We start from the raw sequence: 11,022 nt of genomic DNA, 5'->3' as shown, positions 1-11,022 counted from the left end.
CGCCTTCTTTGAGGATGTTGATAATTTGGCTTTCAGTAAAACGTATCTTTTTCATGTGATTCTCCATTTGGTTTAGTGTAAATGGAAAACTCTATTTAAAACATTCTGATTTTAAGGGAGGGTTACAGGTCGAGCACGTACTTGGTAATAGATTTGAGGGGCAATATTGGAGTACTGAACTTAAATAGTCTATTGCTGCAGCTTCTGTTGACTCGGCGCCAGAGAGTAGAGATTCGAATAGTGACACCGTTATATTGAGATTATGCTTGGACAACTCTCTGATAAAACTCATTTTGTATACAGAGGTAAGAGCCAACCAAGCTCTTCCCAGCTCGTAATTACGGCCGTTACAACACCTAAACGCCGCAGCCAATTTATTCTCATCTGCCGATGAGAATAACTCATTTATCACTGATGGAAGTAGTACAAAACTTTGTGCAAAGTCAGAAGGTTTCAGTTTTTTTACTACTGCAGCAGGATTATTGAAAATTGTCTCGATAGGTAAATTTTCACCCGTTTTTATTTGCTGGACTTTATTTTTATCTTCAAGCGTTAACTCACCGGGGTAAAAGAAACTCATATACTCGTAGTAGTCTTCCTTAATATATCCTCGACTAACCAAGAAACGAATGATGGGCTCTTCATCTTTTATCTTATCCAGTATTAGATTTTTTGTTGTTGGTTTTTTTACTAAACCAGAAAACGGTAAGTAGCGAATGTCATTAATACTCTTTTGAATTAAACTCATCTCTTCATCAAAAGAACTTTCACTAATTTCTAATAAAGCAACACATTCCTTATAGCTATGCCCTTCAAAAGTGAGTAACTTATTTTTTATGACTGATACTCGGCTGTTCCCACGATATTGTTGCATATGAAAACACAATTTATCATATGAATCCAAAAGCAATGCCTGCTCAAATTTAGAACCTGGAGTGATTGATGTAGAATAGCTTTCATTTTCACCTTCTTCACTTAGAAACTCTAAAAAACCTTCTGCCCTTGCATTATTCTCATTACAATACATCCAAAATAGTTTTAGGTAGTCCGTTTTATGTTGAAGTAGGAGTTGTTCTTTACGTTTTTTTTTCTCTCTTATAGCTAATAGTTGTTCTTCATAATGTTTACACGCATTGTCTTTTATTTCTGATACTGAGTTAAATACGTTGTATAAGGTACCTGCTCTGCTAGCTAGTTCACTGTAAGATTTAGGACTTAGTGTCTTGATAACTAAAATAGCGAAAAGCTGATCAGGATCTAATCGATGCTCCTTTAAGAGCGATTTTTTATACAGCTTATACTCATTTACAAGGCTATAAATTTGCCTTAAATCGTCGAAGAAACTCGAACAGTTTTCGACCAACTCGTCATCTAATCCACCATCTTTAGTCAACTCATCTCCCAGTTCCACTTTTAGCTTCTCATAAGCATTTTGGGAATTAATCACGGGAATGATAGGGATAATCAGGTCAAAGAATTTTGTTCGGCTATCGGGCGTAAATAATTCATCTTTAACTGCATAGATGAAATAGACTGGCTCATCAAGGGCCACATTGACTAAGCGATTAACTTCTCTGATATGTGTAAGAACTGAAAGAGCTTGCCTGTTGCCAAGCCTGTCAATATCTTCAAAAATTACAACGTGAGGAAAAGTGGACGATTTCTGAAAGAAGTAAACAATTTCATCAATATTTTCATGCAAAAATGAACGTTGAGCTATACGCTCAAACTCAGCACCTTTCGGTGTGAGTTTATTCAGACTAAATCCATAAAATTTGATAAGTATGTTACGGACAAGCAAAAATGTAAGCGAAATAGCTACAGCAAAGATAAACCAGTTAGGTAACCACCCTACGAGCATCCATACCTCTGGTTGTTCAGAGATGATATATGTTCGACTTGGAGTATGCAGAAGAGCCAACGTTGTGGCTAAGAACAACACCGTAATAGGGTATCCAAATTGCCATGCCCAAGGAGCTTCTCTAATTCGCCTGTATTTTGATAGTGGAAAATGATTTGCCGGTTGAGAATATAGCAACTGCTCAAGAATACTTGTCTCAATATTATCAGCAGTTCGGCTATCTTTACCCTCTTGTTTTTTATCTTGTTTGTGGGTATTTGTATCCACCAGAGTCGGAGTTTTTAAAATTAATAAATTTTCTTCTGATACAACGTCTTCCGCTGGACCATCGAATTTTGCCATGGAGATAATTGGGGAATTACGATACTGCGGGTTGTAGTGCATAAACGTTCGAAGGAATGAGCTTTTACCGACAGCATAGCCTCCAGTTATCGCAATGTTATAGACGTTTTTGTCCGTTTTCCCTTGTAGAGCATCTAACAAATGTCTTTCATATTCGCTGATATCAGATTTTTTGAGTATAACTGGAGTGAGAGCCCGAAAGCGTTGGGTATCGTTCTCCACATTATTATCCGTTAGAGATCGATATAAGCATTTTGAGCATACTTTTACGCTCCAATCTAAAAAGCGTATGACCAAGCCCTTTAACTTTGATTTGAGATTAACTCCCACAAAACAATCCTTTAGTTGCCGAGTATCTTAAACAAGGATTACACAAATATGACACATTATGCCAGCATTAAATGTAATGTTATTGTGTCTTTGTATAGTTTTAGTGACTTGAGATTGAGAGGCGCAAATCTATTTTTGTTTTGGTGTTGATCTACAGCTTGGTGATTATCGTCAAAAGGCCCTTATTTCTCTTGTTTTAATCACTAACAAAGCTTATTCAAAAAGCACAGTTCTCAAATGGGCGTCTTGCTGCAATTCATTATTCTATAGACACACAAGAGCTATCATGTGATATGAGGAGCTTTGAAAGAGGTATTATATGGCCTTACCTGATTACCGATAGTAGTTAACGAGCTAAATCCGCAGCTCCTGCAAGCGGTTACAACTGCGTCCTTAATGTCTAACATGTGCAACAACGCTTGAACCGTTGCGATTTCGTTACCTTTGGTCTGTGTATCTTGCTGATAGAGCACAATACCTTGTTCGGTATCAAAAGCCGAAACGAGGTGTAGCGCATTTTTAGCGCCATGTTGATTAACTGCACCCCGCAACGTTTTACCGTCGATAGCGATCAATGGCTTGGATGAAGCCTCTCTTAAGCTATTTGCCCAGCGAAAGAGCGTTAACACCAGTATTTCGGTATCGATAACTTTAATGATCCGGGCAATGGAATGCCGAGTCGGGATCCCGTTGTCAAAATCACGATGTTTACGTAGCCAAGATAGGTTCTCGTTGCCGAATTCTTCAATAGCTTGCCAGCCATCACAACCTGAAGTGATTGCGGCTAAAACAAGAAAAATAATATCAACCAAATCATGGTCTAGGTTGATGTGAGTGCGAGGGTCTTCGATAAGTTTCAAGTGTTCAAATAAGGACATGGATTAGGTTCAGTACAATAACATGCCTGATCAGATCATGCCGATACGAAAAAGTTCCCTACTGTTAACAAAGTATGATCCCGCCCTGGTGTTAGAATCAGGGATTAATATGCGCTAGCCGTGGAAACAAATCCGATTCGAAGTATTTACATTAGCATTAAATTATGTTGCAATTAATTAACGAAATGGAGTTTCTATGAAAAAAACTATATTTAATCTTTCACTTTCACTTATATTTTTGTTTCTTGGATTAATGATAAATGGAATGGGTCAGTCAGTACTCTTCTCTGTACTTGCACCGATCAGTAGGACTATTGGCTTTATGGACTCTGGTGTAGGAGTGATAATTTCCTGCTCTGCTGCGATACTTGTTTTGTTCTCGTTGTTGTGGGGGCGAATATTAGACCGAATCAATATCAAATACGTATTTATTTTTGGTTTGGTTTCTTTCGGCGCAGGAACATATATTTTTGCTTATGTATTAGATCTAGGACAAAAGGAAGTATATTCTCCAGAAAGTATCCTACTTTTGCTAATAATAATTAGAATGATATACGCAGCAATGACAGCCGGAACACACCCTGCTGCGATGGCTTACGTTACAAAATTAAAGAACGAAAAAGAGAGGGTATCTTCAATTGCACTTATTTCATCGTCTTATAGTATTGGGTTAGTAGTCGGCCCAGTATTAGTGTTTGTATATCAAAGCGGCAATGTATTATCCCCTGTTTACTTAATATCATATTTAGCCATTATTTTTGCTATTGCCTCAATTTTTATATTAAAAGATTCCCCTCCGAATGCAACTGTAGAGGTGAAAGAACATAAAAATAGTTCTCTAAAGTTTTGGGATAGACGGATACTTCCAACTTTGATCTCACTAATGCTTGTTAATGTGATTTTTTCATGTCTTCAACAAAGTTTAGGATTTTTGACCCAGGATTTATTTTTAATTTCTGGTGATGAAGCTTCAAGAAAAACCGGGGTTATTTTATCGACCTTCGCTTTAGCAATGCTATTTACTCAAGTTATCTTAATACAAAGGTACAAGATAAATTACAAAATAATGATTTATTTAGGTATTGCCCTAGTTGGAGTAGGGTTAGTTTGCTTAACATTTGCGACAGTATACATAGACTTTGTAGCAATTATTCTTTCTATTGTCATAACTGGCGTAGGTATTGGATATTTAATACCGTCACTCCAGACGCATCTAACGTTTTTTGTGCTAAGCAACGAACAGGGAAAAGTTGCTGGTTATATCTTTAGCTTCTCAGCAATGGGTTACGTTATCGGCCCACTGTTAGGAACTGGACTCATCGGAATTGCCACTTGGTTGCCATATCTAATGTGTCTGGCCTTGCTTACGATATCTGCATCGTGTTTGCTGATAGGTAGTAAGGAAGTAAGTAAAAAAACGCTAGCAATGGGCTAGCACAATTAATAAAAAGGAATGAAAATGTTAAATATACAAGCCGCTGAAATTAAACCAGCTCGACAAGCCGCTGAAATTAAACCAGCTCGACTAGCCGCTGAAATTAAACCAGCTCGACAAGCCGCTGAAATTAAACCAGCTCGACTAGCCGCTGAAATTAAACCAGCTCGACAAGCCGCTGAAATTAAACCAGCTCGTATGCAAGATGAAATAATCGGAAAGAAATCATCGAATATCTTAACATTGTCAGGATATGTTTCCGCTGATTTTAACCACTAAACAAGAAGTTAGAGTGCGCCTTTAATTTTTAGGCGCATTTTCGAGGTTGTAAAATGATAATTAACAAAAAAATAGAATTTAAAACCAAAGGGATTACCAAAATTTCGTTTTCAAATGAGGCTTTATCACCGTGTAGACAAATTTATTATAATTTGCGTAATTCCAATTTCGAGCCTACCGATGATATCGGGATAAAACATCATGATGATTCTGTAAAAAGTGATAATGAAATTAAAATGCGCTGGTTTTTTGCTAAGTCTGAAGCAGCGATCAAATTATTTAGAGATGTGTTAGATGGATGTGAGCTTTCTCTATCAAGATCTCTCACTGATGTTCCATATGAGAATATGCGTGTTGTTCAAGCGAACATTATCGAAGTCCGCGGAAGCTATCCTGTCGGACGTTGGCATTCTGATATGGTTGACGAAAAACTATCAAAGAACCAAAGCATAACCTTATTGACTCCACTTTTTACACTTGAAAATCATATAGGTGGCCTCGAAACTACTTCAACTCCAAGAAATATGTTTAACTATGAGGAAAATTCCATCCGCCACAAATATAAAGATGGTGAAGCTATTGCATTTGATGGAACCGCAACAGTACACCGCACAGAAAAGTATGAAGCAAGTGACGGAGATATCCGCTTATTGATGTGTTGGCAGTTAGCTGACTCATCAGAAGAAATGATAGAATCACTTTACCGCATAGGAACAAGAAATGGAGATCCTATGTTTGTAGGTAAACACATTTAGTTATTTAAGTGTCTTAATTATAGAAACTATCATTTACAACTACTCAGCCTAAATGTGATAAACTAAATGCTCTAGCAGAATTTATTAATATAATATACGCAAGCACATTTTATTAAAATACTGACGACACGCTTGAATAATCTCAATCACTTTGCGCGCATTATAATTAATAAGTTTTAATGCTATCAGCAAAACTAAAGCAAGGCTCATTTTTTCATGAAAAGCTTATATTTGGAATTGGTTAAAAAGGTTGTAAATAATTATATTTACTTGGGAACAAATAGCGCTGCTTGTGATAGAGAATACTATTCGTATCCCTCATGGTTACTTCCTAGAACTTGTTTACCACACACACTTTGCAACGACCAACAGTTATTAGTACTCGAGAAAATCATGGAATATATCCATTTAGAAAAAATTGAGGGGGATTTCATTGAGGTTGGTGTGTGGAGAGGAGGAGCTTGTATATTCATGAAAGCATTTCTAAAGGAATACGATTCTAAGAGAGACATTTGGCTAGCAGATACGTTTTCAGGAATTCCTATCTCGTCTAATAAATATGAGTACAAGGAAGATGTTGTAGATAACTGGAAAGATCGCTGGGAAGCAAATAAAGAAGAGGTTTTAACTCATTTTGAAAGATACGGTCTATTAGATAACCGAATACATTTTTTAGAAGGTGATGTAAGTAATACTCTTATTTCCCCTCCGTTTAACAAAATAGCTTTAGCTAGGTTGGATGTCGATTCCTACGAATCTTACACAAATGCTCTTGAAGGAATATTCCCACATATGACAAAGGGGGGGTGTATTATTTTTGACGATTGGCATTTAGACTCTTGCCAAAAGGCAGTTGAAGACTTTATCAAGAAACATAATCTAGAATTAACAATCCAACATGAATTTATGGGTGCTCAGGGGGAAGCATTTTTGATAGTGTAGGTGTGGCGGCTTGTACACATAATTCCTTCGGTGCGATTATATCCGCCAAACTGGGCTGGTAATCCTGTAGTGATGTGATGGATGCCTCAGCACCTAAGCTTGCAGTATTATGCCAAGCTTAAAGCTGACAAATATTTCAGGAGGTTTCCATCATGAATATTAAAGTTATTGGTATCGATTTAGCCAAAAATGTTTTTCAAGTTTTCCTTTCGACCGAGCAGTTTTGCGTCAATTGGTTTTACTCGCCGGCTCATGGATTTTTATCTCAATCCCGAGGTAGGCCATGACATTCCGAAATACTCGGCTTTCGCGATCTGGCCATTGTCCATGTAAATCATGTCCGGCAATCCACGAAAGGGAAACTCAGGATCTGCCTTAGCTGTCATTGCATTAAAGAGAAACAACAGTGCTCTGGCGGCATCCTCGCCAAACACATTGCGATATTCCTGAAAACACACACCACTTCGATCATCAACTACACTTTAGAGCATCAACAGGGGGCGAGCTCGTTGTTTGTCGTACCAAATGTGCTGCTGCAGATGCTTGAGATCGGATGGGCTTAAATCAAACTGCCGGCATTAATAGTTTCTGATTAAGCATCTAAAAAATCTGTCAGCGAACCAATGCTGTGGCCGATAAAAATTGGCCACAGGTTTAGAGCTTTTCCATACTTTTGGTAATCTGAAATGCTTCCATTAGAGCAAAAGTCCTAACACGAAAATGTCCAAAAGTGAGTTTGAAAATGATCAAACTTAATTATCAGAAACTGACATTCGTCCTCAGATAAATTATCAAACAATAGCGGTATTACCGTTCATGACAACCATAATTTTTATCAAACTTTATTATGGTCGTACACAAGTCGCCAAGTGTGTTATCTGGCCGCAGAGTGTTCGCCGTAGAGCTTCACCGCCAAGGCTACGATGTTGCCCACATACATCACATGCTAGGTAATCGCACACTCGAAACCACGCAAAAGCTGCTAACAACTGACCCCGTATCTATGGGGGCTATAGCTGCAAATGCCTTTTAATGATGGTACTAAAAAATAGTATCAAATCCGCTTGAAATGATACTAAAAAGTGGTACTATGAATTTAACGGATTATGAGGCTTTATGAACAAAAAACATTTAAGAACGTTAGCGGCTATTTTTGCTAGACCTGTCAGCGGTTCTATCAAGTGGTCTGATATTGAAGCGCTGTTTATTGCTCTAGGGGCAGACATAGAGGAACGTGAGGGTTCTCGAATTGGTGTGGTGCTGTTTGGTGAAGTTCAGGTATATCACCGCCCACATCCTCATAAAGAAACTGACAAAGGCGCAGTGGTAAGCGTCAAAAAATGGTTAGAAAGAAACGGGGTAAAAGCATGAAAAATCTAATGATGATCAACGGGGTAAAAGCCTTTATTAATTTTGATCCAGACGCTGAAACATTCCGTGGAGAGTTCGTTGGGTTAAACGGCGGCGCGGATTTCTACGGTGAAAGCATCAATCAATTGGAAGCCGAGGGCGCGAAGTCATTAAGCGTTTTTTTAGAGATGTGTCAGGAGCGTGGCATTGAGCCTTATAAAAACTTCTCTGGCAAATTCAACGTTCGGATCTCGCCAGAGGTTCACGCTCGACTGAATGAAATAGCGCTATCGCAAAGCATTAGTTTGAATGCTGCGGTAGAAAATGCAGTCAATGACTACATTGCACATTCAGCGTAGGACGGAAACTAGAATGTCAGAAGAACTTCCATTTGACGAAGGTCGAGCAGCTAATGTCATATCCTTACAGCAAATTCAATAAAAATACTGGGGTTGAACTGTTAAGTTAGTTTACTTAGGTTGAGCATGGAAATATTGAATTAAATTTCAACCAACTCGGTTAAGCCTGCACTCAAAACGTCTTCTAAATATTCTGGTTTCATCCTGGCTCGTTTTTGTTTCATGGGTATACTTCACTTAGATGATTCTGAGCGGAGCATATTTAACGATAGTTTGCGTAACAATGACCAATTCTCTGATGCATGATTTTGATAAATCAGGCAATAGTCCTCACCCATTGAATCATCCAACAGCCAGTATAGACTGTGGTGAACCATGATGTAATAAAATGGGATTAGACCATTTACCTTCGCCGTTTCGACTATATTTTAATGCGTGCCACTGGCATGGACCCCATTTGCCGTGTGGCAAAAAACCAATTATTTCGGCATATCACAAATGGTTTTACTGTACGGTTAGATCTATTATTATCGATGCTTAGTCTGCCATCATCTATCCAGCTGCTCATGATTTGGCGACTGAGCTCAATATCGTATTGCATGAACATGGCTTCCTGGTGATAAGTTGACTGAGTAAACTTATCACCAGGAAATAACAATGAAAGATGATTTTACAAATATAACTCATATGATCATACTGTTGATATGTAAGACTAAGTTAGACAGCACATATAAGGTGGATAAATGAACTACTTTGCAGAGGATCCCTTCTAGGTAATGTAAACCTGGAGGGTAAATGAAAAAACTAAAACATCAGTACCGAAATCGTATTAAAAGCCAGTGTCAATATTTTTGGGGTTATTATCCCAGCGTACGCAGTGGAGCCCACAAGCACTTTTCAACAAAACAGGAAAAGGGTTATTACTTCCTACATATGATTGAGTGCAAAGGTTACCCAATCAAGTTACGAGCAGCACGAGGAAGATCGTTAGCTAACCCATGGGATGACTACCCAGCGTATGTGTTTGACCTAGCAAAAAGTTGGAAGCATAATTCCAAACGACGTTATCAGTACTACAAGTAAATCTCACGATAATAAAGCTCCTTCTTTGAGGAGCTTTGTTTTTTAAGATCCTAGAAGAGCGTCAAGAGCCATTAATTTTATTGGCTCTGTTGTAAACATCTAGTCAACTGCAGCTATTTTTAACATTCCAAGGTAACAGGCTGTCAATATCCGGTGCTGGTGCAGAGTTCATCAAGGCAAGCCATGATTAATTCAAATGGCGTTAAGCCATTTACCTTTGTTGTTTCGTCAATACTATAAAGCTTGGCGCGAGCTGGCCACTTCCACAACCGGTAAAGGCGTCCATAACTTCCAAGCTTTAGTAGATTAAATCACGCTGACAATATTGGCAAAGCTGATGCTTTTGCCGCCTAATTCTGTGATGGCTTTAGTAATCCTTACAGCAAATTCAATAAAAATTTTGGGGTTGAACTGTTAAGTTAGTTTACTTAGGTTGAGCATGGAAATATTGAATTACCTCGTACCAGGAGAGAAATTGCTAGTTGAGAAGATGCTTTCCTAGTGTTTTTCAAGTAGGTGCGAGCACACCACTAATATTTTTGAGACGTTACAACAAAAGCAATAACCTCTTCTTAATTTTCCAAGCTAAACGAACACATCACCAACATCATAGAAACTTAAATGATATAATCAGATAGATATAATGACTGGCGTATGCTGGTCTTATTTTTGAAGAGGTTCCTTCTGCGAAAAAAACATTAAAGATCTAGCAATAAAAATTAGATCGCATAAAATAACTGTACAAACGTACAGTGGTTATAAATATGCGCATTATCCCTATTCATGCAAGTGCTGGTATTACTGGTTTCGAATCTCCAGCTTCAGAATATTTACAGTTAGCATTAAGTCTAGATGAGCTACTTATAGAGCATCCTAGTGCCACATTCATTGGTGTGGCCACTGGTGATTCGATGCAAGGTGTGGGAATTTTCTATGGTGATTTATTGATAGTGGACAGGCATGAAACGGTTCGTGATGGTGATGTAATAGTGGCTAATTTCAATGGTGAGTTTGTATGCAAAATCCTTGATAAACCTCGCAGACAGCTACTGTCATCCAATGAAAATCATCAGCCTCAACCCATCAATGATTATGACTCTTTCAGTATTGAAGGCGTGGTTATTCGCTCAATACGGTGCCATCGGCAAAGCCCGTTACTGGCTGGTAAGTAAGGAGAGTGAAACATGTTTGCTTTGGTGGATGCGAACTCATTTTATTGCAGTGCAGAGCAAGTCTTTAGGCCTGATTGGCGTGGTAAACCCATCATTGTATTAAGTAACAATCACCCATACACTTTTACTTCCACTCTCTAACTATACACGTTTGACAATGTGAGAATGTCCACTATTGTGTTTACAGACTGAATGAATTGGATATCACCACATGGCAATCGTATACGAGATCAAAA

General features: G+C 38.2%; 10 protein-coding genes and 4 pseudogenes. 10 read left to right on the top strand and 4 right to left on the bottom strand.

Annotated elements, in window-relative coordinates; genetic code table 11:
- Positions 1-91: 91 nt before the first annotated feature.
- Both IEW93_RS20990 and IEW93_RS20985 read right to left on the bottom strand, forming a co-directional pair.
- Entirely contained in the window at positions 92-2,425 is a 2,334-nt protein-coding gene (locus IEW93_RS20990; protein WP_188741160.1) for a YobI family P-loop NTPase, read from the bottom strand.
- 485 nt (positions 2,426-2,910) lie between these two features.
- Positions 2,911-3,411: pseudogene (locus IEW93_RS20985) on the bottom strand (ISAs1 family transposase); the annotation flags it as partial.
- A gap of 196 nt (positions 3,412-3,607) precedes the next feature.
- Here IEW93_RS20985 and IEW93_RS20980 point away from each other — a divergent pair.
- The 7 genes from IEW93_RS20980 (at position 3,608) to IEW93_RS20955 (ending at position 8,531) form a co-directional block, all read left to right on the top strand.
- Positions 3,608-4,846 (top strand): MFS transporter, encoded by a 1,239-nt coding sequence (locus tag IEW93_RS20980; protein WP_188741159.1) that lies wholly within the window; start codon positions 3,608-3,610, stop codon positions 4,844-4,846.
- 24 nt (positions 4,847-4,870) lie between these two features.
- Positions 4,871-5,125: a DUF4573 domain-containing protein gene (locus IEW93_RS20975; protein ID WP_188741158.1), complete on the top strand. Its 255-nt coding sequence runs from the start codon at positions 4,871-4,873 to the stop codon at positions 5,123-5,125.
- 53 nt (positions 5,126-5,178) lie between these two features.
- Positions 5,179-5,880 carry a hypothetical protein gene (locus IEW93_RS20970; RefSeq protein WP_188741157.1) on the top strand — a complete coding sequence of 234 codons (702 nt, stop codon included), beginning with the start codon at positions 5,179-5,181 and terminating at the stop codon, positions 5,878-5,880.
- A gap of 216 nt (positions 5,881-6,096) precedes the next feature.
- Entirely contained in the window at positions 6,097-6,822 is a 726-nt protein-coding gene (locus IEW93_RS20965) for a TylF/MycF/NovP-related O-methyltransferase (protein WP_188741156.1), read from the top strand.
- Between the two features lie 847 nt (positions 6,823-7,669).
- Positions 7,670-7,855 carry a site-specific integrase gene (locus tag IEW93_RS22155; RefSeq protein WP_223417394.1) on the top strand — a complete coding sequence of 62 codons (186 nt, stop codon included), beginning with the start codon at positions 7,670-7,672 and terminating at the stop codon, positions 7,853-7,855.
- Between the two features lie 83 nt (positions 7,856-7,938).
- The gene (locus tag IEW93_RS20960; RefSeq protein ID WP_188741155.1) at positions 7,939-8,193 is read left to right on the top strand and encodes a type II toxin-antitoxin system HicA family toxin; all 255 of its coding nucleotides are present in this window, start codon (positions 7,939-7,941) and stop codon (positions 8,191-8,193) included.
- Entirely contained in the window at positions 8,190-8,531 is a 342-nt protein-coding gene (locus IEW93_RS20955; RefSeq protein ID WP_188741154.1) for a type II toxin-antitoxin system HicB family antitoxin, read from the top strand. The genes IEW93_RS20960 and IEW93_RS20955 overlap by 4 nt, the downstream gene beginning before the upstream one ends.
- 140 nt (positions 8,532-8,671) lie before the next feature.
- Here IEW93_RS20955 and IEW93_RS22150 read toward each other — a convergent pair.
- Positions 8,672-8,905: pseudogene (locus IEW93_RS22150) on the bottom strand (transposase); the annotation flags it as partial.
- A gap of 57 nt (positions 8,906-8,962) precedes the next feature.
- Positions 8,963-9,087: pseudogene (locus tag IEW93_RS20950) on the bottom strand (IS66 family transposase); the annotation flags it as partial.
- A 239-nt stretch (positions 9,088-9,326) separates the two neighbouring features.
- Between IEW93_RS20950 and IEW93_RS20945 the strand changes: the two are divergent.
- The 3 genes and pseudogenes from IEW93_RS20945 to IEW93_RS20935 form a co-directional block, all read left to right on the top strand.
- On the top strand, positions 9,327-9,614 hold the full coding sequence (locus IEW93_RS20945) for a hypothetical protein (protein WP_188741153.1): 288 nt from the start codon (positions 9,327-9,329) through the stop codon (positions 9,612-9,614).
- A gap of 764 nt (positions 9,615-10,378) precedes the next feature.
- Positions 10,379-10,786, top strand: coding sequence for a LexA family protein (locus IEW93_RS20940; protein ID WP_182745212.1), 408 nt, complete (start codon positions 10,379-10,381; stop codon positions 10,784-10,786).
- Positions 10,787-10,798: 12 nt separating this feature from the next.
- A pseudogene (locus IEW93_RS20935) lies at positions 10,799-10,897 on the top strand (Y-family DNA polymerase); the annotation flags it as partial.
- Positions 10,898-11,022: the final 125 nt, after the last annotated feature.

Origin of the sequence: Shewanella inventionis (assembly GCF_014641855.1) — a bacterium.
GTDB classification, from domain to species: Bacteria; Pseudomonadota; Gammaproteobacteria; order Enterobacterales; family Shewanellaceae; genus Shewanella; species Shewanella inventionis.
The sequence above is the reverse complement of the archived record's forward strand: the minus strand, read 5'-3'. Positions and strand labels throughout refer to the sequence as shown.